The 26,101-nt window shown below is 54.8% G+C and carries 22 protein-coding genes; 13 read left to right on the forward strand and 9 right to left on the reverse strand.

What is annotated here, in order from left to right; translation table 11 throughout:
* Positions 1 to 123 precede the first annotated feature (123 nt).
* A complete protein-coding gene (locus tag HNQ92_RS21970) occupies positions 124 to 1,494 on the reverse strand; it encodes a sensor histidine kinase (protein ID WP_184177378.1) in 1,371 nt (456 codons plus the stop codon).
* Positions 1,495 to 1,631: 137 nt separating this feature from the next.
* Between HNQ92_RS21970 and queG the strand changes: the two genes are divergently transcribed.
* From queG to HNQ92_RS21985, 3 genes are all read left to right on the forward strand, one after another.
* Positions 1,632 to 2,576, forward strand: coding sequence for a tRNA epoxyqueuosine(34) reductase QueG (gene queG / locus HNQ92_RS21975; protein ID WP_184177380.1), 945 nt, complete (start codon positions 1,632 to 1,634; stop codon positions 2,574 to 2,576).
* A gap of 93 nt (positions 2,577 to 2,669) precedes the next feature.
* The gene (locus HNQ92_RS21980; protein WP_184177382.1) at positions 2,670 to 3,089 is read left to right on the forward strand and encodes a DUF1761 domain-containing protein; all 420 of its coding nucleotides are present in this window, start codon (positions 2,670 to 2,672) and stop codon (positions 3,087 to 3,089) included.
* 150 nt (positions 3,090 to 3,239) lie between these two features.
* Positions 3,240 to 4,070 (forward strand): universal stress protein, encoded by an 831-nt coding sequence (locus tag HNQ92_RS21985; RefSeq protein WP_184177384.1) that lies wholly within the window; start codon positions 3,240 to 3,242, stop codon positions 4,068 to 4,070.
* Between the two features lie 78 nt (positions 4,071 to 4,148).
* On the opposite strand, the gene HNQ92_RS21990 is transcribed toward HNQ92_RS21985, so the two are convergent.
* Positions 4,149 to 4,445: a hypothetical protein gene (locus HNQ92_RS21990; protein ID WP_221307519.1), complete on the reverse strand. Its 297-nt coding sequence runs from the start codon at positions 4,443 to 4,445 to the stop codon at positions 4,149 to 4,151.
* A 199-nt stretch (positions 4,446 to 4,644) separates the two neighbouring features.
* On the reverse strand, positions 4,645 to 5,910 hold the full coding sequence (locus HNQ92_RS21995) for an SGNH/GDSL hydrolase family protein (protein WP_184177386.1): 1,266 nt from the start codon (positions 5,908 to 5,910) through the stop codon (positions 4,645 to 4,647).
* Between the two features lie 122 nt (positions 5,911 to 6,032).
* Here HNQ92_RS21995 and corA point away from each other — a divergent pair, with 122 nt between their 5' ends.
* From corA to HNQ92_RS22015, 4 genes are all read left to right on the forward strand, one after another.
* On the forward strand, positions 6,033 to 7,121 hold the full coding sequence (corA, locus tag HNQ92_RS22000; RefSeq protein ID WP_184177388.1) for a magnesium/cobalt transporter CorA: 1,089 nt from the start codon (positions 6,033 to 6,035) through the stop codon (positions 7,119 to 7,121).
* A gap of 56 nt (positions 7,122 to 7,177) precedes the next feature.
* The gene (locus HNQ92_RS22005; RefSeq protein WP_184177390.1) at positions 7,178 to 9,649 is read left to right on the forward strand and encodes a bifunctional UDP-N-acetylmuramoyl-tripeptide:D-alanyl-D-alanine ligase/alanine racemase; all 2,472 of its coding nucleotides are present in this window, start codon (positions 7,178 to 7,180) and stop codon (positions 9,647 to 9,649) included.
* 65 nt (positions 9,650 to 9,714) lie between these two features.
* The gene (locus HNQ92_RS22010) at positions 9,715 to 10,113 is read left to right on the forward strand and encodes a DUF6157 family protein (RefSeq protein WP_184177392.1); all 399 of its coding nucleotides are present in this window, start codon (positions 9,715 to 9,717) and stop codon (positions 10,111 to 10,113) included.
* Between the two features lie 98 nt (positions 10,114 to 10,211).
* Positions 10,212 to 10,760 carry an REP-associated tyrosine transposase gene (locus HNQ92_RS22015; protein WP_246440624.1) on the forward strand — a complete coding sequence of 183 codons (549 nt, stop codon included), beginning with the start codon at positions 10,212 to 10,214 and terminating at the stop codon, positions 10,758 to 10,760.
* A gap of 203 nt (positions 10,761 to 10,963) precedes the next feature.
* On the opposite strand, the gene HNQ92_RS22020 is transcribed toward HNQ92_RS22015, so the two are convergent.
* Complete coding sequence (locus HNQ92_RS22020; protein WP_184177394.1) at positions 10,964 to 13,513, reverse strand: TonB-dependent receptor; 2,550 nt, start codon at positions 13,511 to 13,513, stop codon at positions 10,964 to 10,966.
* Between the two features lie 351 nt (positions 13,514 to 13,864).
* On the opposite strand from HNQ92_RS22020, the gene HNQ92_RS22025 reads away from it, so the two are divergent.
* Both HNQ92_RS22025 and HNQ92_RS22030 read left to right on the forward strand, forming a co-directional pair.
* Complete coding sequence (locus HNQ92_RS22025; protein WP_184177396.1) at positions 13,865 to 14,908, forward strand: sensor histidine kinase; 1,044 nt, start codon at positions 13,865 to 13,867, stop codon at positions 14,906 to 14,908.
* A complete protein-coding gene (locus tag HNQ92_RS22030) occupies positions 14,905 to 15,642 on the forward strand; it encodes a LytR/AlgR family response regulator transcription factor (protein WP_184177398.1) in 738 nt (245 codons plus the stop codon). Before HNQ92_RS22025 ends, HNQ92_RS22030 begins: the two co-directional genes overlap by 4 nt.
* A 133-nt stretch (positions 15,643 to 15,775) precedes the next feature.
* Here the strand turns inward: HNQ92_RS22030 and HNQ92_RS22035 are convergent, their stop codons facing one another.
* Entirely contained in the window at positions 15,776 to 16,330 is a 555-nt protein-coding gene (locus HNQ92_RS22035; RefSeq protein ID WP_184177400.1) for a hypothetical protein, read from the reverse strand.
* A gap of 61 nt (positions 16,331 to 16,391) precedes the next feature.
* Positions 16,392 to 17,405 (reverse strand): WD40/YVTN/BNR-like repeat-containing protein, encoded by a 1,014-nt coding sequence (locus HNQ92_RS22040; RefSeq protein WP_184177402.1) that lies wholly within the window; start codon positions 17,403 to 17,405, stop codon positions 16,392 to 16,394.
* Between the two features lie 112 nt (positions 17,406 to 17,517).
* Between HNQ92_RS22040 and HNQ92_RS22045 the strand changes: the two genes are divergently transcribed.
* The 4 genes from HNQ92_RS22045 to HNQ92_RS22060 all read left to right on the forward strand — a co-directional run bounded on the left by HNQ92_RS22045 (position 17,518) and on the right by HNQ92_RS22060 (position 22,198).
* A complete protein-coding gene (locus HNQ92_RS22045) occupies positions 17,518 to 18,660 on the forward strand; it encodes a winged helix-turn-helix domain-containing protein (protein ID WP_184177404.1) in 1,143 nt (380 codons plus the stop codon).
* 273 nt (positions 18,661 to 18,933) lie between these two features.
* Positions 18,934 to 19,467, forward strand: a complete 534-nt coding sequence (locus HNQ92_RS22050) for a gluconate 2-dehydrogenase subunit 3 family protein (RefSeq protein ID WP_184177406.1) — start codon at positions 18,934 to 18,936, stop codon at positions 19,465 to 19,467.
* Positions 19,468 to 19,520: 53 nt separating this feature from the next.
* Positions 19,521 to 21,236: a GMC oxidoreductase gene (locus tag HNQ92_RS22055; protein WP_184177408.1), complete on the forward strand. Its 1,716-nt coding sequence runs from the start codon at positions 19,521 to 19,523 to the stop codon at positions 21,234 to 21,236.
* A gap of 86 nt (positions 21,237 to 21,322) precedes the next feature.
* Complete coding sequence (locus tag HNQ92_RS22060) at positions 21,323 to 22,198, forward strand: alpha/beta hydrolase (protein WP_184177410.1); 876 nt, start codon at positions 21,323 to 21,325, stop codon at positions 22,196 to 22,198.
* Positions 22,199 to 22,294: 96 nt separating this feature from the next.
* Here the strand turns inward: HNQ92_RS22060 and HNQ92_RS22065 are convergent, their stop codons facing one another.
* The 3 genes from HNQ92_RS22065 to HNQ92_RS22075 form a co-directional block, all read right to left on the reverse strand.
* Entirely contained in the window at positions 22,295 to 23,536 is a 1,242-nt protein-coding gene (locus tag HNQ92_RS22065) for an ammonium transporter (protein ID WP_184177412.1), read from the reverse strand.
* A gap of 60 nt (positions 23,537 to 23,596) precedes the next feature.
* On the reverse strand, positions 23,597 to 23,935 hold the full coding sequence (locus tag HNQ92_RS22070; RefSeq protein WP_184177414.1) for a P-II family nitrogen regulator: 339 nt from the start codon (positions 23,933 to 23,935) through the stop codon (positions 23,597 to 23,599).
* Between the two features lie 599 nt (positions 23,936 to 24,534).
* Positions 24,535 to 26,034 carry a glycine--tRNA ligase gene (locus tag HNQ92_RS22075; RefSeq protein WP_184177416.1) on the reverse strand — a complete coding sequence of 500 codons (1,500 nt, stop codon included), beginning with the start codon at positions 26,032 to 26,034 and terminating at the stop codon, positions 24,535 to 24,537.
* Positions 26,035 to 26,101: the final 67 nt, after the last annotated feature.

The following is a 26,101-nucleotide window of genomic DNA, read 5'->3' on the forward strand; positions in this document are numbered from 1 at the left end:
CTGATTTTTACCAGCCATTCATGCGCAAAATTACTTTGCCAGCTCCTAAATACTGACAAGATGGCACTCAAAGTACCTGCCTTCTGGCAAATTCATGATACGATTGGGTACTTTGAAGAATAACTATACCGACGCCAGGCTCTCTTCCCAAAGCGGGCATTCCACCGTCATGGTGGTACCTTGGCTGTGGTCGCTCTGAATCCTGAAGGTACCTCCCAGCAGTTGGGCCCGTTGCTGAATGCTGATGAGGCCGTTTCCGTGAAAACGCCCATCCGGGTCGAAGCCCTGTCCGTCGTCCTGTACGGTCAGTTTAAGGCCATCCGGAATGGGCGACAGGCGTACGTACACGTTTTGGGCTCCGGCGTGGCGCAGTACGTTGTGCAGTAGCTCCTTGTAGATCAGGTAAAGCTCACGCCGGGCCGCGGAAGGAACCAGAAATTGGCTTTCTTCCACCACAAAGTGTAGCTGAGTGGGATGGTGCACAAACAAATCGTGGGCGGTTTCGCGCAGGCGATAGGCAAAATGATCGGCTGAGTCGTGGGCAGAGTGCAGGCTCCACACAATCTCCCGCATTACCTTGATTACTTTTCGGGCCATTTCGCTGATCTGCCCCAGCGAATGCCGGGTCAGGGCCGGGTCGGTGGGAAGCTGGTTGATGGCTGCCTGGCTCAGCATACTAATCCCCGCCAAATCGGCCCCCAGTTCGTCGTGGAGGTCGCGGGCAATATCGTCCCGGATGCGAAGCAGCCGCTGTTGCTTAAGCTTGTTTTCCTGTAGCTGCTCGATGAGCTCCTCCTGAAACCTGATTTTTTCGCGTTCATTCTTCTGATTTTCCAGCGACATCCCCAGCGAAAAGCAAAGTACCTCCGCCACTACTCCCAGCTCCATGTAGAACACCGGGTAGCTCAGGGGGCTGTCGGCCGAGCGGGTAAAAATACTCGGAATGTAATTGATGGAAAGCGCTACCACACACCCCAGTACAAAGAACAAAGTACCCACAATAAAGTAGGAGACTACCGGCTGCCGCAGGCGCAGAATGCGGGGTACCACCACCAGCGCGCCCAGGGCCAGGATGCTCCGGAAAAATGTGTAGCTGAGGCTCTTGACTTCGTCGGAAGTAGGAAACGTAAACAGCAGGCAGTCGGCCAGCGTTTCAATAGCCAGCAGCACGATCATCCCCCGGATGATGCGGTAGCTGAAAGGATCGCGCGCTTTGATGCCAATGAGCTGAATAGCAAAGCTGATGTACATCACGAAGGCCAGCGACTCCAGGAGCGTAATCGGGAAGTTGGTACCGGGCAGGTAGTTGGCCCGCTGGTAGTCGAGGTCGTTGAGGTAAAAAGTCAGCGTCACGCAGACGATGTAGAGGGCATATTGCCAGTAGATGGCTTTGCGCAATTGCAGATAGCTCAGCAGCGCGTACAGAGCCATCATGTACAGCATGCCGTCCAGAAAAATCCGTAGCGCCGGATAAGCGTTCAACTCGCCTTGCATAGTTCAGGTTTACCTACTTCCATTCCGTAAAATAAAGAGAGTGAGCACACATTCGCAACAGGAATTTATCATTCTGTCGTTATGAGTGTACCACTTCCCGCCTAAGGGTAGTAACTTTACCTTTTTGTAGTACCTACATGACCACCGACGACCTCATACGCCAGGAACGCTCCGCGCTCATTAAGGCCAAAGCCACCGAGCTGGGTTTTGACTTTTGCGGCATTGCCCAGGCCGATTTCCTGGAAGAGGAAGCGCCGCGGCTGGAAGAATGGCTACGCCGCAACTACCACGGCCAGATGGCCTACATGGCCAACTACTTCGACAAGCGCCTCGACCCGCGCCAGCTCGTGGACGGCGCACGGTCGGTGATCTCGGTACTGCTCAACTACTACCCCGAGCAGCGCCGTCCCGAAGGCGCCGACGACTACAAGCTCTCGAAATACGCCTACGGCACTGACTACCATTACGTGCTGAAAGACAAGCTCAAAGTGCTGCTCGCCCACATTCAGGCCGAGATCGGGGACGTATACGGGCGGGCGTTTGTGGACTCGGCACCCGTCATGGACAAAGCTTGGGCCGCCCGCAGCGGGCTGGGCTGGGTAGGCAAGCACTCCAACCTCCTCAACCGCAGCATGGGTAGTTTTTTCTTTATTGCCGAGCTCATCGTGGACCTCGACCTGGCCCCCGACGGCCCCATGGCCGACTACTGCGGTACCTGCACCCGCTGCGTAGACGCCTGCCCTACCGACGCCATCACCGAGCCCTACGTGGTAGACGGCAGCAAATGCATCAGCTACTTTACCATTGAGCTCAAGGAGGCGATCCCGACGGAGGTGAAAGGAAAATTTGAGAATTGGGTTTTTGGCTGCGACATCTGCCAGGACGTATGCCCCTGGAATCGCTTCGCCCGCCCGCACCACACGCCGGCCTTTGCCCTTTCGCCCGAGCTCCAGCAGCTCACCAACCGCGACTGGGAGGAAATTACCGAGGAAGTATTTCGGGAGCTATTTCGGCGCTCACCCGTAAAGCGTACCAAGCTGGAAGGCCTGAAACGTAACGTTGGTTTTGTAAAAGACGAATAAGGAAATTTTTTCTCGGAAAAGTACCTTGGCAACGCAGAATTAGTTACATTAGTACTTCAACCGGTTTCTTATCTTTTTCTAACGCTCTTTCTTATGAAAACGCTAACGATCAGTCATCGGGCGGTACTGCTTTGCATCATTTTGGGGCAAGTCATCCCGGCGCTTTGGTACACGCTTTTTTCCGAGCCCTGGATGGCGACGAGTGGCATCTCCCTGGCCGACGTCGAAGCCAACCCCAGCCCTGTGCCGTACATGGTGAGCATCCTGACCACGGCCGCGGTAGCCTATACGTTGGCGTGGCTTTTCACCAAGATCCCGGTCACTTCGGCGGGACAGGGCGCGGCCACCGGGCTGTGGCTGGGTACCGTCTTCGTGCTGCTGGAAACCCTCGTCAAGGACATGTTCTCGTTTCGGGAGCTCACCTTATCCCTCATCAACGGCGGCGTGAGCGTAGTGGTGTACACCGTGATCGGGCTGATCCTGGGGGCGTGGCGCAAGTACGTGTATGTTTGAGGCCGGCCAGGTACTTTGGAGTGGCAGCGGGCACGTTGGCATGATTATTATTCTACTCCTCGCATGACTTATTTCATGTATTGGTAATACAACGAACTAAGGATTATGACTTAATTTGCTCCCAAATCATGCTTAACCCTTGACCTACCCATGAAAAAAATCCTGGTTCCCATAGATTTCTCCGAAAATGCCGACCGCGCCCTGGCCGCGGCCAAGCTGGTGGCCGACCAAGAAAGTACCCAGCTGCTGATTCTGCACGCGTACCAGCCCTACATCCCGGACATGACGGTGCCATCGGCGGTGGGGGTACCTCCCATCTCCCCCGAAACCGAGGAGGCTTTCCAGCATCGCCTGGATGAGTACGTAGCCGAAACCCGCCAGCAGGGCTACCAGGCCGAGGGTATCTGGGCCATTGGCGGCATTCATCCGTCGGTCTTTGAGGCCATTGAGCAGCACCAGCCCGACCTGGTGGTACTGGGCCGCACGGGTACGGGCGGTTTTCTGGACAAGCTCATCGGCAGCTCGGCTACGCGCATTGCGCTGGACGCCCCCTGCCCCGTGCTGGTAGTGCCGCCCTACGCGCTCCCCAAAGCGTTTAAAGAAGTAGTATACGCCACCCAGCTCGAATACGACGAAAACCACATCATCCGGCGGGTACTTCCCATCGTGAACCGGCTGGGCGCGCGCCTCACGTTCCTGAAGGTAGATTCGTCCACGCAGCCCAACATCCAGCCCGACCAGCAGTACATCCACCAGATCCAGACCGAGTTTGCTATCCCGACCCAGGATTTCGTGCTGCGCGAAGCCGACTCGGTGCGGGCGGGTATCGAAGCCTACTGCGACGAGGTACAGGCCGACCTGCTCATCATGGCCTCGCGCGAGCGCGGCTTCATCGAAGCATTTATCACCAACCCCAGCGTCACCAAAAAACTGGTGGTCGATACCCACATTCCGCTGCTGGTATTTCATATTAGAGACTAGGTACCCCGCTATACCAAAGGCCCGGCTGCTGCATTGCAACCGGGCCTTTGGCTTTTCTGATAGGTACCTTTTTGCGTTCTACCGGGCCGTGTTAACCACTTGTCCGGCTTTGGTCACGAGCGTTGGAGCGCTCAGCTCCGTGGTCCTTTTGTCGCAGGGTTTGTAAATAGCCCCGGTAGCAAAATCCACGATGAGGCTGGGCAGGAAAATGATGATGTCGGCCAGAAGAGCACCTACCCGTACTTCCCGCTGGGGCTCTCCAGGAGCTGGTTTGGTCTTTTGACATTCCGTTACCGGCCCCCCAAAAATGGTTGCACAACCCGACAAAGAGGCGGCCATCAGTACCGCCAGCCCATACACTGCCATTTTTTTCATAAGTAGAAAGAAAAGAGTTTACTAAAAGTTACGTGCGCAATATACCCGCTTCCGGCGAGTTTTGGCGTGCTGTTTTGTATCTTTTTTATCGGCAGCCTTCGTTTTGAAAAAGCACTTCCCTAAGGATCAGGCCGTAGAAAATAGCCACCGGTGCGGTTTTTGCTTCCTCGTTTTTTTGGCAATGAGCTGGCAGGACACCTTACTTTTCAAATTGACGAGCGTAGTCCCCTACATGAATCAACGGAATGTGGGCCGTATAACGACTGTTGATATGCTTGATGAGCTCGTTGGCAATGACCGCGTGGCCAATGGCTGAGGGGTGCAACCCATCGGAGGAAAAGAAATTGCCCGTACGGAAGCTAGGGTCAATTCGGTAACCGTCGTCCGTAGTATAAGTATTGCTCATCACTTGTTTATAAAGCCCGTGCAGGTCAAACACCGAAGCGCCGTATTCACTGGCCCACGTACGAATCAATCCGTTGTAGAAATCAATGCAAAAGCCTTGTACACTGTTAGCAGGAAAAAACTGAAAGTAAGGAAGATCACGTACTTCGGGCACGGTCAGCAGAATTGCCCTTGCTCCCATTCTTTCGGCCAGCATTTTATGCGGGTAAACTCCATTATTGATAAAATGGTAATCCGTTTGGATACTTTGCGGCTGGTAAAAGCCTAGGTAGTCTGTGAAGCCAAATTCCAGCAGGCTAATGTCGTACGATAACTGACCGGCTAATTTCAAGACAGATACCTCCGCTATTTCTTCATCAGCCGGTAGGAGCCGCATCAGGAAAGGCATACTCATCGATTCTGAACCGTTGTTCTGAATGCGCTCGGCAGCTTTATTCGGTTGTGCATACACTCCGGAGTAATTTAAGTATGGCAAAGCCAGGTTTGTCGATGCCGCCGGTACTTTCTGAAATCTAAGTGGGCTGTCACTAATCTGAGCCAGATTATTAGTTATCTTTTTGTACTGCGGTTTTCCGGCGGTGTTGGCCAAAACCAGGTAGCCCGTTCCGTTGCTCATGGAAGGCGGAAAAGCCCCTACATTGTACTCTTTAAGACCCATCTGGTGGGCTACCAAAGAAGGAAAGGCCGTTAGCTGGCCTTGGCGAAAGAGCCCACCGTCGCGAAAACCGGCTGAAATAGAAGTACCTATTGTCAATAAAATCGGCTCCCGGCCATTGCTGACCGGAAGGGTACCCCAGCGGGTGGGTGATGCCTCAATCCCGGGCAAGTGAGGATCGGACTTGGGAGCCAAGGCTTCTTCACTCACCAGCAGTTGATTAAAAAGGAGGCCGTACAGGGATTGATCCATCGCCATGCCCAGCGGTGCGTTTGATGATGTATCGGCCAGTTGCTCGGCCAGCTGGGGCGCTATGTCATCTACGTGTTTGCTGCGATGACAGGCTACTAACAGGAAATACCCTGCCAGCAGAAACAAATAGGACTTTTTACACGTAGATTTCATGCTACTCTTATTTTTAAAGTGGATACGTGCTTTTGTTAACAAAAGGCAATCAAATATATAAAAAAAACACAATACTATCTTTTTTTATTACTTTCCCAAGAGTACCTAGCTCAAACTACCTCATGTCGCGACGCCGAAATCGTAGTAAACGTAAAAACCTGCTGACTTCACCCGGTACCCTCACCTACGTAGGGCCCGAAATTGAGCTCCACACCCACCTCAAGCGGGTGCGGTACAACGAGCATTTTCAGGAAGAGAAAATCATCCATAACCTAACCGCCTTCACCGAGCCGGATCACCCCAGCGGTAAGCAGCCCCACGTCACCTGGCTCGACGTGGACGGCATTCACGAGCCGAAGGTCATCGAGCAGGTGGGGCAGTACTACCGGCTTCACCCCCTGCTGCTCGAGGACATCATGAACACCGAACAAAAACCGAAGGTAGAAGCCTACGACGACCAGCGGCTCTTCGTAACGCTCAAGATGCTGCACCTGGATAACCCGAATACGCTGGATCTGAACTTCGAGCACGTGAGCTTTGTGCTGGGGCCCAGGTACCTGCTGTCGTTTCAGGAAGAGCGCACCGGCGACATCTTCGTGCCCGTGATCGAGCGACTGAAAGCGTCCGTGGGCAAAACCCGCCGCCACGGTGCCGACTACTTGCTCTTTGCGCTGATGGACGTAGTGGTGGATAATTACTTTCTGATTCTGGAAAAATTTGGCGAGCAGCTCGACGCCCTCGAAGATAGCATCATCAGCGGCGCGGGCCAGGAATCGCTCAGCGAGCTTTATACCCTCAAGCGCGAGCTTACCTTTGCCCGGCGGCTGATCTGGCCCCTGCGCGACATCATCAACCAGCTCATCCGCGACGATAGTCCGCTCATTTCTCCGCAGGTACTTCCCTACTTCCGCGACCTCTACGACCACTCCATGCAGGCCATCGAAACCATCGACGCCTACCGCGAGCTCGTGGCCAGCCTCGTGGAGGTACATCTCTCCACCCTCAGCAACCGCATGAACGAGGTCATGAAAACGCTCACGATCTTCTCGGCCATTTTCATGCCGCTTACCTTCATCGTGGGCGTCTACGGCATGAACTTCGACTACATGCCCGAGCTGCGCGCCCGCTACGGGTACTTTGTGGTTTGGGGCGTGATGGTGGCCATCACCATTGGGCTGGCCAGGTACTTTAAGTGGAAAAAATGGATGTAGGAAAGGTATATAATTTCCTACTTTTGTCCTCAGAAAGACATTCATCAAGTACCCCCATGAGTCTGATCGAAACACCCCCTTCCCACCTCGCCACCACCGCCCGGTACTTACTCACCGACAGCCGCCAGCTGACCTTCCCCGAGCAAAGTATTTTTTTTGCCATCCGGGGCGAGCGGCACGACGGCCACCACTACCTGCCCGAGCTCTACCAGCGCGGCCTGCGGGAATTTGTGGTGGAAGAAAGCGCCCTCACGCCCGAGCTCGAAGCGCAGATCGCCGCCTGGCCCCACGCCCGCGTGTGGGTAGTACCCAGCAGCCTGCGCGCCCTGCAGCAGGTTGCTACGCAGCATCGAAAACGCTTTGACCTGCCGGTGGTGGGCATCACGGGCAGCAACGGCAAAACCATCGTGAAGGAGTGGCTGGCGCAGCTGCTCGCCCCCAGCGAGCGTGTGGCGGCCAGCCCCAAAAGCTACAACTCGCAGGTGGGGGTACCTTTGTCGGTCTGGACGCTGAGCGAGCAGCACACCGTGGCGCTCTTCGAGGCGGGGATTTCGCGCCCGCACGAGATGGAGTACCTCCAGCCCATCATTCGGCCCACGGTGGGTATTTTTACTAACATCGGTACGGCGCACGCCGAGGGTTTTCGGAGTTTGAAACAAAAAATTACCGAAAAACTGCGCCTTTTCACGAAAGTGGAAACGCTCATCTACCGCACCGACTACCCCGAGATCGACGAAGAAGTACGGCTCATTCTGCGGCCCGTCAACCCGGCTTTGCGGCTGCTCACCTGGGGTACTTCCGCGCCCGCCGAGGTAGCGGTAAAGTACCTCCCGCAGGCGGCGGGTACTTCCATCGTGCTGGCAGGTACCTTGGGCGAGCATACCTTCGAGACCCACTTCCGCGACGAAGCCTCGCTCGAAAACCTGACGCACGGGCTGGTATTTCTGCTCAACCACGGCCTGGCGCCCGACGAAATTCAGCGGCGGATCGCCCGGCTACGGCCTGTCTCCATGCGGCTGGAGCTCAAAGAAGGTACCTACCGCAGCTACGTCATCGACGACACTTACAACAACGACCTGCAAGGCCTCACCATGGCGCTGAACTTCCTGGCCCAGCAGGAGCAACGCAGCCGCAAAGTGGTGGTGCTTTCGGATGTGCTGCAAACGGGGCAGTCGCAGGACGTCCTGTACCAAACCCTGGCTGAGCTGCTGCGCGAAAAGGGCGTGCAACGGCTCATTGGCGTGGGGCCGGAGCTGACGCGTCAGGCGGCGCGTTTTGGGGATTTGCAAAGTACCTTCTACCCCGACACGGCCACGCTGCTGCGCGAATTTCCCTTTTCCACCCTCACCGACAGCGTCATTCTGGTCAAAGGAGCACGCCCGTTTTCGTTCGAGCAGATCGTGAACCGGCTGCAGCAAAAAGTACACAAAACGGTGCTGGAAATAAACCTGGATGCCCTTACGCATAACCTCAACTACTACCGGCAAAAGGCCGGTACCGGCACCAAAATCATGGCGATGGTGAAGGCCTTTGCCTACGGCAGCGGCAGCGCCGAGGTAGCCAACCTGCTGCAGTTTCATCGGGTAGACTACCTGGCCGTGGCCTACGCCGACGAGGGCGTGAGCCTGCGGCAAAACGGCATTACGCTGCCCATCATGGTCATGAACCCCACGCGGCCGGCCTTCGAGACGCTCGTTCAGTACAACCTGGAGCCCGAGCTGTACAGTCCGCGGATCTTTACCGACTGGCTGGAGTTCGTGGCGACGCAAAGCAAGCCCGATAAAGTACCCGCCGTGCACCTAAAGCTGGATACGGGCATGCACCGCCTCGGCTTCGTACCCACCGACTACTCCTGGCTCATCGGGCAGCTAAGTAGCCCATCGGCTCCACGCGTGGCGTCGGCGTTTAGTCACCTGGCTGGGGCCGACGAAGGCGAGCACAACGCTTTTTCGCGCCTGCAGTACCAGCGCTTTCTGGAAGGTACCCAACTCATCGAGCAGGCGCTGGGGTACCCGGTGATCAAGCACATCCTGAATTCGGCGGGGATCGTACGTTTTCCCGAACACCGCCTCGACCTGGTGCGGCTGGGCATTGGCCTCTACGGCGTCGAAGCTACCGGCACGGAGCAGCGGTTTTTGCAAAACGTAGGTACCTTGAAAACGGTTATTTCCCAGATCAAGCAGGTACCCGCGGGCGAGACGATCGGCTACAGTCGGCGGGGCCGCCTCGAACGCGACTCGGTGATAGGTACTTTGGCCATTGGCTACGCCGACGGCTACGACCGCCGCCTGGGCAACGGCACGGGGCAGGTATGGGTAAACGGTACTTTGTGCCCCACCGTGGGCAATGTGTGCATGGACATGACGATGGTGGACCTGACCGGGGCTACCGCCCAGGAGGGCGACGAGGTGGTAGTCTTTGGCCCGCAGGTACCTATCACCGACATGGCTCAGCGCCTCCAAACCATCCCCTACGAGCTCCTGACCGGCCTCAGCGAGCGCGTCAAGCGGGTGTTTTTTAAAGAATGATGGTTCGCGTTTGAAACGCGATACTCCCGGAATTCGCGTTTGAAACGCGAACTAACTTTACGACCATGAGCTACCTCAACACCTTCATCAAAGTTTCCGAAGACTGCCCCGTGCTGGAAAGTGAAGTACCTGCCACCAAAGGCGATAAAAAGCCCGCGCACTTGGTTCAGTACGAGCTTCTGACGCAGCAGCCCTACCACTACGATCATGACGACCTCGTGTTCGAGGTATTCGCCATCCAGAAAGACGTCGCCGAGCCGGAGCGGGAAGAAGCCCGCCGGGTACTTTTATCCAAAGGCCAACCCTGCCTGCGGGCCTCGGCCCTGGTCAAGCGCTACGGCTTCGGCGCGCACTACAACGATGCGGGAAAAATCGCGCTTTACCCCAGGGAATCAACCGCGTATCAGGATTTTGTAAACGACCCGGCGGTGAAGAAACTCAACGGCATGAAGACCAAACGGTAGTACGGGCTCGTTTTGTGGTAGTTGTGCTAGTTCGCGTTTGACCGATCGTTCCCGAGCGCGGCGTTTTTAACGCGCTAAAACCAAACAAAACCAGATAGATGTCCCAAGACCGCTACGTAGTCCAGGATCAGCACATGGTACATTTTCTCACCATGACCGTCATCCATTGGATTGATGTGTTTACGCGACCCGTTTACAAGCACATCATTTGTGATTCGTTGAACTACTGCGTTCGGGAAAAAGGCCTGGTACTTTTCGGCTGGGTACTTATGAGCAACCACCTGCATCTGATTGCCCGCGTGGATGAGCCGCACACGATGACGGCCTTTCTGCGGGATTTTAAGAAATTTACTTCCAAAGCCATCGTAGCGGCCATCGAAAGTACCCCCGAAAGCCGTCGGCTCTGGTTGCTGGACAAATTTTCATTTGAAGCCCGACGTACCCACCGGGCTGAGCAGTTCAAAGTATGGCAGGACGGGAACCACGCCATCCTGCTGGAAAGCCAAAAATTCCTCTTGCAAAAACTACACTATCTGCACGACAATCCGGTACGGCAGGAGCTGGTGGCCAATCCCGAAGAGTACCTTTACAGCAGTGCCCCGGACTACGCCGGGCGAAAAGGGTTGGTACAAGTCGAGCTGATTTGAGCTTTTTTATACTGCGCGATGCAATCGCTTGGCTCGGGGGAGTTCGCGTTGCAAACGCGAACGATCGGTCAACTATCGATTGCAAACGCGAACTATCAATTTCAAACGCAAACCAGCCTCTCCTTCAATAAAGAAAGTACGGATAAATTTACCCGTACTTTGCTTCCAATATCCAACCTATTAGTCAATCTCCGTCAAGTACCTTAGTTAGCCTCGCCACCGCTCTTGACGTCATCGTTCCGCACCGACTTCGTCCGTTTTTTCTCCACGAAGCTCATTTTACCAATCTTGTAGCTAAAGGTAGCCTTGATGTTCTGGTTATAGATGTTATTGACACTCACCTGCGTAAACAGCGGCGACGTCAGGGTACTTTGCATTTTCATGCCGCCGAAGAAGTTCTCCGCCGCCAGCCCCAGGCTACCTTTTTTGTTATTAAACTCCTTGCGGAAGCCCAGCGAGTACATACCCATACCACTTTGCGAGCCCTGTAGTTGCACGCGGTTGCCGCGGTAGCCACCAAAAGCCTGAATCCCCCAGCCGTTGGGTAGCTGCAGCTGCGACTGGAGGCGTCCTCCTACTACCCAGCCCGCGTTGCTGACGGGTACCGACAACCCGCTCAGGTCCTGCTGCAGGCCTTCGAGGTAGTTGTAGAAGATATCTACGCCCCCGTTGAGCGTCCACTTGGAGGTCAAGTACACGTTCCCGAATACGTTGGCGCCCACGGCCTGCTCCTGCCCGATGTTCTCCCAGGTCGTGACGATGGCGCCCAGCAGCGTGTCCGACGGCATGGCGATGCGCGTGATGCCGTTGTTGGTCTGGCGGCCAAAGAGCGACACGTTCAGGTACGTTTTCTTGAAATTGGTGCTCAGGCTCAGCTCCAGGTTGTCGGTCAGTTCGGGGCGCAGGCTCGGGTTCCCGATGTTGATATTCTGCGTGTTGGCCGCGTTGAAATTCGGGTTGAGCTGCTGTAGTCCCGGCCGCTGAATCCGCTTGTTGTAAGCCAGCTTGATGGTTGAGCTTTGGCTCAGGCTTTTGGAAATATTCAAGCTGGGTACCAGGTTGGCGTAGGCCGGAATGGCGATGTCGGCGTTCTGGTCGTAGGCGCTGATGCTCGTGTACTCGTAGCGCGAGCCCAGCTTAAAAGTGTACTTATTGGCCGTGGCGTAGGTGTACGACAAGTACCCTGCGCCGATATTCTGGCTGTAATTCAGAAAGCCCGAAGGGTTGGTCACGTCCGAAGCAAAGAGGCCCGTTGGTCCGGCGGTTTGGTACTCAAAATCGCTATTGACCTGGCGAAAAATCCCCTTCACGCCCACCTCCAGCTGCTGCCGCTTGCCGATGGGGTGCACGTAGTCGGTCTGGAGTGTTACTTCCTGGTTCAGGTTGCCGTTGATGTTGCGCTGGCGGCTGGAGAGGCTCCCGCCTTCGCTCAGGATGTCGGCGTCGAAGTTATTGGTAAGGTTACTCACGCTGTAGAGCGTCGACACCGACCACTCCTGCCCCGGTTTGTAGGTACGGAGGTAGTCGAGGTTGAAGTCCACGGAATTGGACAAATCGCGGCTGTCTACGTTGCGGTAGGAAGTACCGCTCAGCACGTTATTGCGGAAAATATTCGTTGTAAAATCCTGGTCGCGGGAGAAGTTGCGCTTGCCGAAGTTGACACCCGCCGTGATCGACTGGTTTTTCCCCAAATCATAATCGAAGCCCAGGTTATACCGACCAAAAAGGCCGTTGTCGAAGGCGTCGGCGGTTTGGCGCGTCAGGACCGAAGTACCCTCCTGCAAGGTTGTTTGGTCCAGCGTTACGAAGGCTTTGTTGTAAAAAGCGCGTCCATTACCCCCCAGCGTAATGCCGAGCTTCCCCTTACGGTAGCTACCGTTCAGGCCCAGGTTGGAGCCGCGCAAGCCCACGCCCGTATCCAGGCTGAGCGTCAGGCCCTGGAGCGTCGATTTCTTGGTAATGATATTGATAATACCGCCCGAGCCTTCGGCGTCGTACTTGGCCGAGGGCGAGGTGATTACCTCCACGGATTTGATCAGGTCGGCCGGGATCATCCGGAGCGCGTCGGCGATGCTGCTGGCCACGATGGTAGACGGCTTGTTGTTGATGAGTACCCGGACGTTGGAAGTACCCCGCAGGCTCACGTTGCCGTCGAGATCCACCGACAGCATGGGTACTTTGCGCAGGATGTCGGCCGCGTCGCCACCCTGCGAGGTCATGTCCTTTTCGGCGTTGTACACCAGGCGGTCCACCTTTTCCTCGATCAGCGGTTTTTCGCCCGTCACGGTGACGGCCTCCAGCTGGATTTCGTTCACCGACAGCTTCACCACGCCCACATCCAGGTCTTTGCCTTTTTCAATTTTGATGGGACCAAGTACCTTGTCGTGGTAGCCAATGAAGGTGATCAGCAGACGGTAGGTACCTTCCGGTACGCGGGTTAGGGAGAATTTCCCCTTCTCGTCGGCCACGGTACCGTCGATGGGCTTGCTGGTAGCAAGATCCACGAGCGCAATGGTAGCGTACTCAACGGCTTGGGTCAGGGACGAGTCTACCACGTAGCCCGTGATCTTGGAGTTGCCCTTGGGCGTCGTCATTTCGAAGTTCGTGGGCGCTGGGTCAGCGGCCCGCGAAGGCCGCCCGTTGCCGTCGCCCGAGCGAGGGGGGCCGCCGGGGCCACCAGGAAACTGCGCCAGGGCCAGCGGCGCTGCCACTACGAGGAGTAGCAAGCTGAGGAGGTATCCGTTTTTTTTCATGGTATTGATTCGATGTTGGTGTTCTAGAGTTTTTCCCTTGTATCGGCGGTCGGGCGGACAGCCGAAAAAGTACCCCAAAGCAACACTCCCTTTTTATTCTTTTTTCAGGAAATAGACCGTCCGGCGCTTTGGCTCGACGATTCGCCCAAGTACTCGACTTTCCGGACGTATAGAAAAAACCAGCCAACTGAAAGAGCCCATGGGCCGAGTTGTCGAAAAGGCCGCCCCGCTGGGGTACTTTGGCGGAGAAAGACTTGCAAAGTACCCCCGACATTGCGGAGATTTGGTACCTTTATCGAAAGTACCTCCCTGACCAACCCAGGTACCTTCGCGACCTGACTCACTACCGCTATGGCCTTGCCCACGCAGCGCAAACGTATCTTCCTGCTGCACCTTTCGTTCTGGTGCCTGTACTTCTCGTTCTTTTTGTACCAGATCACCTCCGTGCGGCCCGGCCACGTCGTAGACCTCCAACGCGCTTTCTGGGACGCCCTCACGCACGTGCTTTTCATGGCACTCATTGCCTACGTCAACTACTTCTACTTTCTGCCGCGTTTTTTGGCCCACAAAAAGGCAGGCAGGTACCTGCTCGAATTCATCGGGCCGCTGGTGCTGCTCATTGGGTTAAATATCGCGGTGAAACGGCTCATTTACGGAGGTACCTCGCTGCCCGCGGCGAGCTTTCTTTATACCAGTCGTTTTGTGGTGCAGCACGTCATCAGTACCCTGTTTATTGTGGCTTTTATAAGTACCCTGAAGCTCGCTGAGGGCTGGTTTGAGTTGGAAGCCAACAAAAAAGAAATCGAAAACGAGCGACTGAACGCCGAGCTGCGCTTCCTGAAAGCCCAGATCAATCCGCATTTTTTGTTCAATACCCTCAACAACCTTTACTACCTGGCCTTTACGCAGTCGCCCAATACCACGGAGGTCATCGCCAAGCTCTCGCAGATGATGCGCTACATGATTCACGACTCCAACCACCCCAAGGTACCTTTGAGCAAGGAAATCGAGTACATGCAAAACTACATCAGCCTTGAGCAGCTCCGGCTCAACAACCAAATCCCGATTGGCTTTGAGGTACTGGGCAACCCCAGCCAGGTACTCATCGTACCGTTTATTTTTATTACCTTTCTGGAAAATGCGTTTAAACACGGCGTGAGTAATAACTTTGCCGAAGCCTGGGTAAACGTCCGGATCGAGATCGAAGGTACCCAATGTACCTACCGGGTCGAGAACAGCAAACTACCCGCCGCCGACGCCCTGGGGGAAAAATCGGGCATTGGCCTGCAAAACCTGGAGCGGCGCCTGCAGCTGAGCTACCCGCACCAGCACGAGCTCCGGATCGAAGACACGCCCGAGCTTTATAGCGTACAACTGACCTTAAGCCTGGAATGAGCTACACCTGCCTGATTGTGGAAGACGAGCCGCTGGCGCGGAGCCTCATGGAGCAGTACGTGCAGAAAGTACCCGACCTGCGCCTAGTGCAGGCCTGCGCCAGCCCCCTGGTAGCCATCGAGGTACTTCGGCAAACGCCCGTTGACATGCTGTTTCTGGACATCAACATGCCCGAGATTACGGGGATTACGCTGCTCAAAATCCTGCAAAAAAAGCCGCTCGTGGTACTCACTACCGCCTACTCCGACTACGCCCTGGAAGGCTACGAGCTCGACGTGGCCGACTACCTCCTTAAGCCCATTACGTTTGAGCGCTTCCTGAAGGCCATTGAGAAAGTGACGCAGCGGCTAAGTAGCTCACGCGGCCCCGCCCCCGACAAAAGTACCAAGCCTGAAAACGGCGCGTCAGCTTTTATTTTTGTCAAAGACGGTACCAAGCTCGTGAAGGTACGGCTTAGCGACATCCGCTACATCGAAGGCCTGAAAGACTACGTGGGGATTTACACGAAAGAGAAGAAAATCGTGACCCTGCAAACCCTCAAAGCGCTGGAAACGCAGCTGCCCGAGGAGCAGTTTATCCGGATTCATAATTCGTACATCGTGGCCTTCGATGCCATCGACGCCATTGACAAAGAGAAAGTCCAGATCGGGAGTATCTTTTTGCCCATCAGCGACACCTACCGCAAGTCCTTCAAGGAATTTATCGACCGTCACCACCTGGGCAGCAGCTACTGAGGGGTACTTGAGCAGGGGGTAGTTTGGAGGTACTTTTTAGTAAGCCCCGTTGTTCTTTCTTTCCAACCTATATTCCTATTAAAATGATAAAGCCCGACTTAGGTCAGGCTTTATCAAAAAACGTTTTTGAGTACTAATTGATTTTATCATATACGAGCTTCATCGTATGCTCGCCGGAGATTGAGTTCAAATTGACCTGGACAGAAATAGACTTTCCCTCATTGATCAACTTCCAAACCTCTGTTATTTTTATTTCTGTTTCTTCCCCATCATTCATATCAAATCTTTTAACCGATTTAACAGTCATCGTTTCGCCATCGTCTGACCACCTTGCGGCAGACTTCTCCCTTGGGGTCCCGACAAGAGTTACTTCACTCGCCTTACCGTCGAAGGTTAGTTTTTCTTGTCTTGCAACCAGCGTACCGTCATGAAACGCGCTTGCGACTTCTACAGTTAGAAAATCCGCATGTCCGGCTATTTTCATTGTTTCAGACAATACATGATCTTCCTCTGCGAAAATACAAACAGGAAACTGTGTAATTTCACTTTTCAACGCATTCAACTTCCACTCACCGGAAAAGTTGGCCCGATCTGCGGTCATGCTTGATAATGTAAAGAACGCAGCGGTCAACAAGAGCACCGACTTCATACCTGCAAATTTTGTAACAATTTTTTGGCCGTAGCTCATAAATAATGGCTTTAAAGGTTTAATATTTCAACTTTTTACTTGATCGGTTAATCCCAATTTTTCAACATCCTCCATATCTGGGTATGGCATAAATCACGTTGCCCGAAACATATAAATTAAAGACCTTCTCTTCTAGGGAAGGAAGGATCAGTTTCCACGTTTTTCCCTGGTCGGATGATCTAAAAATGCCGGTAGGATGACCACAAAAGAGGTACTCACCACTCTGAACAATGGAGGCAATGAAAAGGCTTGCCGGAAGGTCCTCGTCAATGGACTGCCACGTTTTACCGCCGTCGTAGGAAGTCCGCACCCTTCTGGTTTCTGACTCGGTATTACAAGTGATGGCCGCGAATCCGCCCTTGATGCGTTCAATAGCAATGCCTACCCCGCCCTCACTAATCACCAAATTCCAGTTTTCTCCCGCATCGGTCGATCGGATGATTCCCTCCTGGCTCGTCGCCAGAAGTACCCCGTTTGACTCTACCACTTTCATGACCCAGCCTCCGGTATGGACTTGCTTCCAATCTTTTCCACGGTTTGTGGATTTAAAAAGGCCCCGGTCGGAGCCGACGAAAACGGTACCTTTAAACGTTTCAAAAACGGTACGTACCTGTGTCTCCTGTAAATTCGTGAACATGGGCAACCAGGCACTTGTTGCGTTTATTTTTTGTAAGAAGTACCCTCCGTAATTGTAGGCAAATAGCCCAGTTTTACCCGGAGCGAGGCTGCTAGGTACCTCAGGGGAAATTTCTTTTTCCCAAAAAGGAGTTGTGGAATTGGGTTTACTGCGATAGATCCCATTTTCAGCACGTACATAGAGCTCATTGTCTTTTTCAACGAAACCATCCCTCTGAATACCATCCGCCTGCAAATGTACGGGCAGCCCTTCGCTGATGTCCTGCCAGGTCTGTCCGCCATCGGTGGACTTAAAAATGATGTTTGCAGCTACGGTCTTATCACTTTTTTGCTTTTGCTGACTATCCGGGAGAGGAGCTGACTGTAGACTTTCTAAAGCGTGATCGCTGGCCAATGGGAACTGAAAAAAGAGCAAAAAAGCAAGGTTATGGATTTTCATGACTAAAATTGGTTTGGTGAAATAATAGCGTAAAATTGTTTTAACTTCACATAGCCAAATGTAGGTGCCTGCGTGGCCACTCTTTGTAAATCAATCGTAAAAAGAAATGTAAATGCGTGTAAATTCTGCTTTTACTGGCTTTTTCACCAACCGGTTGGCGGTGGGGTCTGGCCTTGTGATGGTGTTGCTTGCGGTTGTTTTTAGCGCCTCATCGTTCACTGAACTACCCGACCGCGACGTACGGGCGAAGCAAGTGAACCTCATCATCCGCCAAACGGGCCATCGGTTGCTGCTACAGGCCGGTGACTCAACCTCCCGGGTATTGCCCGTTACCGAGAGTAAGGAAGGTACCTTTCTGCTCCGGTTCGAAAAAGAATTCGTTTTTAACCACGACTCCCTCCTGGCGCTGTCCCAGGGCTTACTTCCCAAAACACAGTTCCCTTCGGGTTACACCGTTACGGTACATGATTGCCTGAAAGGCGGCATCGTTTATGGCTTTCAGGTAAATAATACCTCACCAGACATCCTGGCTTGCACGGGCAGAAGCCAGCCCCCAGGTTGTTACACCATTGAATTTGCCTTTCCGGATTTTTATGAGAATACAAAACAGAAAAAAGCTGACAGCGACCCGCTGATGGAATCAGTGAAGGTAGATTCTCAGGGAGCCAATCCAACACTAGAAGAAGCAAAAACGACAACCTTTAACTATACCAACAGCCAGCGGGCTAAGGAGCTTAAATCAGTTAGAGCGGACACTGAGGAAGTCAATCCAACTCCTGAAGCATTAAAACCGACAGCTTTTGGCTACCCATTCATCAATGTGGTTTTTAGCGGTATTCTGGTGTTGCTGGGTGTTACCTTGCTGATTGGGCGTTTTGGGAAAATTGTAAAACCCGCGCCCGAGCAGAATCACAACCACACCATCACAAAGGAGTCGGCTCCGGAATTGGCTGCGCTCGGAAAATTTTTATTCAATGTAAAGGGGCAGCGCTTGCTTTTGGGAAGCGAGATGATAAGTCTCACCGACAAAGAATGCCAGGTTCTGCGATTGCTTCACCAAAACTTCGGGGAACTGATCCCCCGCGAAACGCTGATGCAGGAAGTCTGGATCAACGAGGGGGTCATCACCGGTCGCAGCCTAGACATGTTTGTATCGAAACTTCGAAAGAAATTAAGCCTTGATCCTGAGCTCAGAATCACGAATATTCACGGGAAGGGGTATAAGTTGGAAATACCTGAAAAACAGATTATTTAAAATCCAAAGCGTTTGTCGCTGCCCCTTGTCTTGGCTCGTGCGTTTTTTTTCAAGCTAACCCCGATTTCCAATCGGCGGTTGCCTCCACTCGCGTTTCCAACGCGAATGCACAGCGACAAAGTACCCCAGGCTACACGTCGTTCGGGGTACTTGGCCGTAGGCTCGTCTATGAGAGTGAGTAGATTCCGGCGGGGAGGTACTTACTTTAAAAATATCCGTCCGTTGGCAGCGTTTATCAAACTACGTAATTAACCTCTTCTAAAACAATAACGAATGAACCGTAGAGAAGCCGTTCAGAAAATCACCTTCCTGATGGGAGGTATGCTTTCGGCCCCCGTCATGGCGGGTATCTTGGGCGAAAAGCTCAACGCCGGTCCCAGCCTCCAGATTACGGCCGAGCAGGAAGCCCTGCTGGCTGAAGTGGCCGACGTCATTATCCCTACTACCAGTACCCCCGGAGCCAAGGCCGCCGGGGCCGAGCAGTTCATCATCCGCGTCCTGCGCGACTGCTACCCCCTGGCCGACCAGGAAAAATTCTACACGAGCCTAACCCAGCTCAACACCGACAGCAAAGGTACCTTTGGGAAAAGCTTCACGGAGCTCGACGCCGCCCAGAAAAACCAGCTGGTAAAACAACTCACCACCAAAGACACGGCCTTTTTCCGCCGCCTCAAGGAGCTCACTGTGACGGGCTACTTTACCTCCGAGATCGGTGCTACGCAGGCGCTGGAGTACCTGCCCGTGCCCGGCCGGTTCGAGGCGTGTATTCCGTACAAACCCGGCCAGAAAGCCTGGGCGCTGGGCTAAAAGTACCCCTACTTATTCTCTCTCTATCTGTCATTTAAAGATTCCCAAGCATTATGTCGTATTTAAATATTGATGCCGTCAAGGACATGACCTACGACGCCATCGTGGTGGGCTCGGGCGTGTCGGGTGGCTGGGCCGCCAAGGAACTCACCGAAAAGGGCCTCAAGGTACTTATGCTGGAGCGCGGCAAGCAGCTCGAACACGTCACGGGCTACGAAAATGCCCTGAAAGCGCCCTGGCAAATGCAGTACAATGGCCGCCTCACCGAAGTGCAAAAGGAAACGCACCCCAAGCTCTCGCGCGACTACCCCTACAACGAAATGACCGAGAAGTACTGGATGAACGACTCGGACTCCCTCTACAAGGAAGAAAAACGCTTCGACTGGTTCCGGCCCAACATCGTGGGCGGCAAGTCGATCATGTGGGGGCGGCAAACGTACCGCTGGAGCGACATCGACTTTGAGGCCAACGCCAAGGAAGGCATTGCGGTGGACTGGCCCATTCGGTACAAAGACATTGCGCCCTGGTACAGCTACGTAGAAAAACACGTGGGGATTTCGGGCGAGAAGCTGGGCCTGCCCCAACTACCCGACAGCGAGTTTTTGCCGCCGATGGAGATGTTTTGCGTGGAGAAAGAAGTACGGAAACGCATCGAGAAAAACTTTCCCGGCCGGGTGATGACCATCGGGCGCGTGGCCAACCTCTCGGCCGCCGGAAAAGCCCAGACGGGCATCGGGCGGGCCGCCTGCCAGTACCGCAACCAGTGCTCGCTGGGTTGCCCCTACGGCGCGTACTTCAGCACGCAGTCGTGTACCTTGCCGCCCGCCGCCAAGACGGGCCGTCTGACGCTCCGTCCCGACTCGATGGTGACCAACGTGCTCTACGACAAAGACAAACAAAAAGCCACCGGCGTGCGCGTGGTGGACGCCGTCACGCTCGAAACGCGCGAGTACCTGGCCTCACTGATTTTTGTGTGTGCCAGTACGCTGGGCTCGACCGCCCTGCTGCTGAACTCCACCTCCGACCGCTTCCCCAACGGGCTGGGCAACGACTCGGGGCAGCTCGGCCACAACCTCATGGACCACCACTTCCGCACGGGAGCCAGCGGCGAGTGGGAAGGCGACCTCGACAAGTACTACTACGGCCGCCGCGCCAACGGGATCTACGTACCGCGCTACCGCAACATCGGCAACGACAAGCGTGACTACCTGCGGGGCTTTGGCTACCAGGGCCGCGGCAGCCGCGAAAACTGGCAGCGCGGCATCGCCGAGCTCAGCTTTGGAGTAGACTTCAAGGAGGAAATGACCACGCCCGGCGGCTGGCAAATGGGCCTGGGTGGCTTCGGCGAAACCCTGCCCTACTACGAAAACCGCATGTACCTCGACAAAACCGAGAAAGACAAATGGGGCATGCCGCTGGTGGTATTCGACGCCGACCTGCGCGAAAACGAACATAAGATGCGGGTGGATATGAAGAACGACGCCGCCGAAATGCTCGAAGCTGCGGGCCTCAAAAATGTTCGGACCAACGACCGGGGCTCGTACCTGGGCATGGCCATCCACGAGATGGGTACCGCCCGCATGGGCCGCGATCCCAAAACGTCGGTGCTCAACGGCAACAACCAGGTACATGCCGTCAAGAACGTATTCGTGACCGACGGGGCCTGCATGACCTCTGCCTCCTGCGTGAACCCTTCACTGACCTACATGGCCCTGACGGCCCGCGCCGCCGACTTCGCCGTGAAAGAGCTCAATAAGAAGAATTTGTAAATCAGCCTTTTTTTATCCCGGAGGTTTATCGCAAGGTAAGCCTCCGTTTTTTTTCTGATCCACTTTCGTTTTAGCAACTACCTACGATGAAAAAAACAACTACCCTGTTTCTCTGCTTGCTAGGGCTCTGCGCCTACGCCCAGCCCAGCCAGCTCAAAGAAAGCCTGACGATTAAAAGTACCACCCTGGGCAAGGACGTGAAGTACAGCATCTACCTGCCCGCGGGCTACGAGCAGTCCAACCGAGGCTACCCGATCTTGTACCTGCTCCACGGCTACTCCGACGACGAAACCGGCTGGACGCAGTTTGGCGAGGCCGACCGCCTGGCCGACGAAGCCATCGGGAGCGGGAAGGCCGCGCCGATGATCATCGCCATGCCCGACGGCGGCGTGAGCTGGTACATCAACAGCGCCGACGGCAAGCAGAAGTACGAGGATTTTTTCATCAACGAATTCATACCCCACATTGAAAAAACCTACCGCGTGCGGGCCCAGAAACGCTACCGGGCCATTGCGGGGCTTTCGATGGGTGGCTACGGTACCCTCGTCATGGCCCTCAAGCACCCCGACCTCTTTGCCGCCGCCGCCCCGCTGAGCGCGGGGGTACTTACCGACGACGAACTGGTGGCCTCGCCCGACGACAACTGGAACCGGGTTTTCGCGCTTCCCTACGGCAAAGACCTGAAAGGAAAAGACCGGCTTTCGGAGCACTACTACCGCAACTCTCCGCTCAAAATGGTGGCCACTGCCAACGTAGAAGACCTTAAGAAGGTACGCTACTACATCGACTGCGGCGACGACGACTTCCTCATCAAAGGCAACATGGCGCTGCACGCCGCCCTGATCGACCAGAAAATCCCGCACGAATTTCGCGTTCGCGACGGCGGCCACACCTGGACCTACTGGCGCACGGCCCTGCCCGAGGTACTTTCGTTTGTAAGCGACAGCTTTCACCAGAAGTAAGGTACCTATTGAAATAAATAATAAAGTACCCCTTATAACGCCAAGTACCTCCGAAGGTCGTTCGGAGGTACTTGGCGTATGGTTTTTATTTTAAGACTAAATCGTATTGTAAACCGTTTCGCCGTGCTCGTAGATGTCGAGACCTTCCTCTTCCACGCGCTGCGACTCGCGCAGGCCGACGGTCATTTTGATGGCACCGAACAGCAGGAACGAAGCGGCTAGTACCCACGCCATGGTGGCAAATACCCCAATGGCCTGCACGCCCAGCTGCGCAAAGCCGCCACCATTGAGCAGTCCGCCTTCGGTAGCAAATACCCCCACCAGCAAGGTACCTACGGCTCCGCAGATGCCGTGTACCGAAACTGCTCCGACGGGATCATCGACTTTCAGCGTACGCTCCACAAATTCCAGGGCAAATACCAGCACCACGCCAGAGATGGCTCCGATGATGGCCGCACTTCCCAGCGAAACCGCCGCACAACCCGCCGTGATGCCTACCAGTCCGCCCAGGGCACCGTTGAGCGTAATGCTCAGTGAAGGACGCTTGTAGCGCATCCAGGAAATGATCATAGAAGCCAGCGCTCCCGCCGCGGCGGCCAGGTTGGTGGTGGCAAAGATGTGCGAAATCGCCAGGGCGTTGTCCTTGCCGGAAGCCGCCAGCTGTGAGCCGGGGTTGAACCCAAACCAGCCCAGCCACAGAATGAATACCCCCAGCGCCCCCAGTACCAGGTTGTGGCCCGGAATAGCCTTGGGCTTGCCGTTGACGTACTTGCCTATACGAGGGCCCAGCAGCGCCGCTCCTACCAGGGCCGCCCAGCCGCCTACGGAGTGTACTACCGTTGAACCGGCGAAGTCGATGAAGCCCATTTCTGACAGCCAGCCCCCGCCCCAGGTCCAGTGGCCCGAGATGGGATAAATCACCAGCGTGATCACAAGGCTGTAGATCAGGTAAGCCCCGAAGCGGGTCCGCTCGGCCATCGCTCCTGATACAATGGTGGCCGCCGTGGCGGCAAATACCGTCTGGAACATCAGCTTCGTGACCTCCGGAATGCCGTCTATGGTTTCGGGACCATAAAAAAGGTTGATACTGCCAATGAAGCCCGCGATGTCTTCTCCAAACATGATGCTGTAACCCAGCGCCCAGAAAGCCAGCGACCCTACGGCAAAGTCCATCATGTTTTTCATGAGAATATTGGCGGCGTTTTTGGAGCGGGTAAATCCGACCTCCACCAGGGCGAAGCCCGCCTGCATGAACATAACCAAACACGTAGCGATCAGTACCCACATGTTATCGATGGACATAGCGATGTCACTTACGGTTGTAGAAATATCTTCCATATTTAGAATTCGTTGTAAATCTAGAGTTAGGTGTTGTATAGGGATTGGATCAGATCATCATCAATTCAGGGCGGCCGAGCCTTCTTCCGACGTTCGGATCTTGATGGCCTTCTCGATGTCCGAGATGAATATTTTACCATCGCCGATCTCGCCCGTTTTGGCCGAGGCCATGATGGCTTTGATGGCGGGCTCCACAAACTGATCCTGGCAATAGAACACCACCATGATCCGCTCAATAACGCTGGTGTCGTACACAATGCCCCGGTACGATCTCTCCTCTACCGCTTTGCCTACTCCGCGTACTTCCCAGTAGCTGAGAAAGTCGATCCCGGCGTCGTGTAAGGCCGCCTGCATCTCGGTAAATTTGGTTTTCCTAATAATTGCTTCTACTCTTTTCATACTGCAAGAGGGATTTAGTTTAGTTAGGTTTTAGTGATGCTTCGTCAGGCCCGATACGACCCAAAAATAACTAGGTCGTTCTGGTGAACTGACGATTTAACCCCTAAAAAAGTACAAATAATAATTCCAACAAAATTATCTATTGCAATTAGTTATAAAATCAATATAAATAGCTAATTAATTATATTAATACATTATATCATACCACATTTGATCCAATTAGTAAAATATTACTCGGAATTGAGCATAGTTAAAAATAACTATACGCTTACTTTGGAATAGTAGCTAAGCGGGTGCAACTCTCCACGATTCAGCACGGGCAAAGCCTCCGCCGGGCCCGATTCAAGGTACCTTCCAACGGCGTGATGCTGGGGTACTTGAGCCGGGTCTAAAACCAGGAAGCGGGGGGGGGGGGGCGGGCCGCGGCGGGGGGGGGGTGGGACGCCCCGGCGAACCCCCCCAAAACCCCCCGGCCGGGGCGCTGATAAAAGCCCCGCGGGGGGGGGGGGGGTGTCCTTTCGCCGGGGTCACAACCCCCCCCCCCCGGGGCCCCCCCCCCCCCCCCCGCTTCCGCACTATGTATGTTGTTCGGTAGGTACCTAGATGGCCTCCAGAATCCGCTCGATGGCGACCTCGTAACCAATCTTCTCTTTCAGCGCACTTATGGCCACGCGCTCCTGCTCCATGGTGTCGCGGTGACGGATCGTCACGGTGTCGTCTTCCATGGTTTGGTAGTCTACGGCAATGCAGTAGGGCGTCCCGATCAGGTCCTGGCGGGTGTAGCGCTTGCCAATGGCCGCGTTGTCGTCGTAGACCGTCCGGAACGACGACTTCAGCGAGCCGACAATCGCCTGGGCTTTTTCGGCCAGTCCGTCCTTTTTCACCAGGGGTAGTACGGCGGCTTTGATAGGAGCCAGCGCCGGGTGCAGCTTCAGGTAGGTACGTTCTTTGGCGGTCTCGCCTTCGCCCGTTAGCTCACGGGTATAGGCGTGGCAGAAGGTAGCCAGGAAGAGCCGGTCGGCCCCGACGGAAGTTTCCACCACGTACGGGATGTAGTTGCCGAAGGGCTTGCCGTTTTCGTCGAGGTCGGCGTCGAAGTACTGCTGTTTCTTTTTGGAGAGCTCCTGGTGGTTGCGCAGGTCGAAGTCGGTCCGGGAGTGGATACCCTCGATTTCGCGAAACCCAAACGGAAACGCAAACTCAATATCCACGGCGGCGTTGGCGTAGTGGGCCAGCTTTTCGTGGTCGTGGTACTGGAGCTTGGCCGCGGGCAAACCAATGGCCTGGTGAAACTTCATGCGCTGCTCTTTCCAGCTTTCGTACCAGGTCATTTCGGTACCGGGCCGTACAAAAAACTGCATCTCCATTTGCTCGAACTCCCGCATCCGGAACGTAAACTGCCGCGCCACGATCTCGTTGCGGAAGGCTTTGCCGATCTGCGCAATGCCGAAAGGTACCTTCATGCGGCCGCTCTTTTGTACATTGAGGAAATTGACAAAAATCCCCTGCGCCGTCTCGGGCCGCAGGTAGATCAGGCTGGAGTCCTCGGCTACGGAGCCCACCTGGGTGCTAAACATGAGGTTGAACTGCCGTACTTCGGTCCAGTTGGAAGTACCCGACACCGGGCAGGTGATGTTCTCGGCAATGATCAGTTCCCGCACGCCCACCAGGTCTTCGCTGCTCAGCAGGCGGCCCATTTCCAGCAGCAGGTTCTGGGCTTTCTCGGCCTCCCCGGCGGCGGCGTACTGCTCGGCTTTGCCTTCCAGCAACTGGTCGGCGCGGTAGCGTTTTTTGGAATCTTTGTTGTCGATCATCGGGTCGTTGAAGCCGTCGACGTGCCCCGAGGCCTTCCAGGTGAGCGGGTGCATGAATATGGCCGCGTCGATGCCCACGATGTTGTCGTGGAGCTGCGTCATGGCTTTCCACCAGGCCGCTTTCAGGTTATTTTTGAGCTCTACGCCGTTTTGGCCGTAGTCGTATACGGCTTGGAGGCCGTCGTAAATTTCGGAAGAAGGGAATACAAAACCGTACTCTTTGGCGTGGCCGATGATGTCTTGCAGGGAGGGGCCGTCGAGGCGGTTATCAGGTACTTGGCTCATGGATGATCAGTTAATAGTCAACAGGCAATTGGTCTTAGTCTCAGTGTACTACCCCTAGGGGTAGCGA

Source organism: Rhabdobacter roseus, assembly GCF_014202275.1.
Lineage (GTDB): Bacteria > Bacteroidota > Bacteroidia > Cytophagales > Spirosomataceae > Rhabdobacter > Rhabdobacter roseus.

Bases quoted from the DNA above. Each gene is read 5' to 3' on its own strand.
- corA (WP_184177388.1), top strand. From the start codon at position 6,033: ATGTCGCGACGCCGAAATCGTAGTAAACGTAAAAACCTGCTGACTTCA.
- HNQ92_RS22040 (WP_184177402.1), bottom strand. From the start codon at position 17,405: ATGAAAATCCATAACCTTGCTTTTTTGCTCTTTTTTCAGTTCCCATTG.
- queG (WP_184177380.1), top strand. From the start codon at position 1,632: ATGACCACCGACGACCTCATACGCCAGGAACGCTCCGCGCTCATTAAG.
- HNQ92_RS22020 (WP_184177394.1), bottom strand. From the start codon at position 13,513: ATGAAAAAAAACGGATACCTCCTCAGCTTGCTACTCCTCGTAGTGGCA.
- HNQ92_RS21995 (WP_184177386.1), bottom strand. From the start codon at position 5,910: ATGAAATCTACGTGTAAAAAGTCCTATTTGTTTCTGCTGGCAGGGTAT.
- HNQ92_RS22070 (WP_184177414.1), bottom strand. From the start codon at position 23,935: ATGAAAAGAGTAGAAGCAATTATTAGGAAAACCAAATTTACCGAGATG.
- HNQ92_RS22025 (WP_184177396.1), top strand. From the start codon at position 13,865: ATGGCCTTGCCCACGCAGCGCAAACGTATCTTCCTGCTGCACCTTTCG.
- HNQ92_RS22045 (WP_184177404.1), top strand. From the start codon at position 17,518: ATGCGTGTAAATTCTGCTTTTACTGGCTTTTTCACCAACCGGTTGGCG.
- HNQ92_RS21980 (WP_184177382.1), top strand. From the start codon at position 2,670: ATGAAAACGCTAACGATCAGTCATCGGGCGGTACTGCTTTGCATCATT.
- HNQ92_RS21985 (WP_184177384.1), top strand. From the start codon at position 3,240: ATGAAAAAAATCCTGGTTCCCATAGATTTCTCCGAAAATGCCGACCGC.
- HNQ92_RS22030 (WP_184177398.1), top strand. From the start codon at position 14,905: ATGAGCTACACCTGCCTGATTGTGGAAGACGAGCCGCTGGCGCGGAGC.
- HNQ92_RS22010 (WP_184177392.1), top strand. From the start codon at position 9,715: ATGAGCTACCTCAACACCTTCATCAAAGTTTCCGAAGACTGCCCCGTG.
- HNQ92_RS22005 (WP_184177390.1), top strand. From the start codon at position 7,178: ATGAGTCTGATCGAAACACCCCCTTCCCACCTCGCCACCACCGCCCGG.
- HNQ92_RS22035 (WP_184177400.1), bottom strand. From the start codon at position 16,330: ATGAGCTACGGCCAAAAAATTGTTACAAAATTTGCAGGTATGAAGTCG.
- HNQ92_RS21970 (WP_184177378.1), bottom strand. From the start codon at position 1,494: ATGCAAGGCGAGTTGAACGCTTATCCGGCGCTACGGATTTTTCTGGAC.
- HNQ92_RS21990 (WP_221307519.1), bottom strand. From the start codon at position 4,445: ATGAAAAAAATGGCAGTGTATGGGCTGGCGGTACTGATGGCCGCCTCT.
- HNQ92_RS22055 (WP_184177408.1), top strand. From the start codon at position 19,521: ATGTCGTATTTAAATATTGATGCCGTCAAGGACATGACCTACGACGCC.
- HNQ92_RS22065 (WP_184177412.1), bottom strand. From the start codon at position 23,536: ATGGAAGATATTTCTACAACCGTAAGTGACATCGCTATGTCCATCGAT.
- HNQ92_RS22050 (WP_184177406.1), top strand. From the start codon at position 18,934: ATGAACCGTAGAGAAGCCGTTCAGAAAATCACCTTCCTGATGGGAGGT.
- HNQ92_RS22015 (WP_246440624.1), top strand. From the start codon at position 10,212: ATGTCCCAAGACCGCTACGTAGTCCAGGATCAGCACATGGTACATTTT.
- HNQ92_RS22075 (WP_184177416.1), bottom strand. From the start codon at position 26,034: ATGAGCCAAGTACCTGATAACCGCCTCGACGGCCCCTCCCTGCAAGAC.
- HNQ92_RS22060 (WP_184177410.1), top strand. From the start codon at position 21,323: ATGAAAAAAACAACTACCCTGTTTCTCTGCTTGCTAGGGCTCTGCGCC.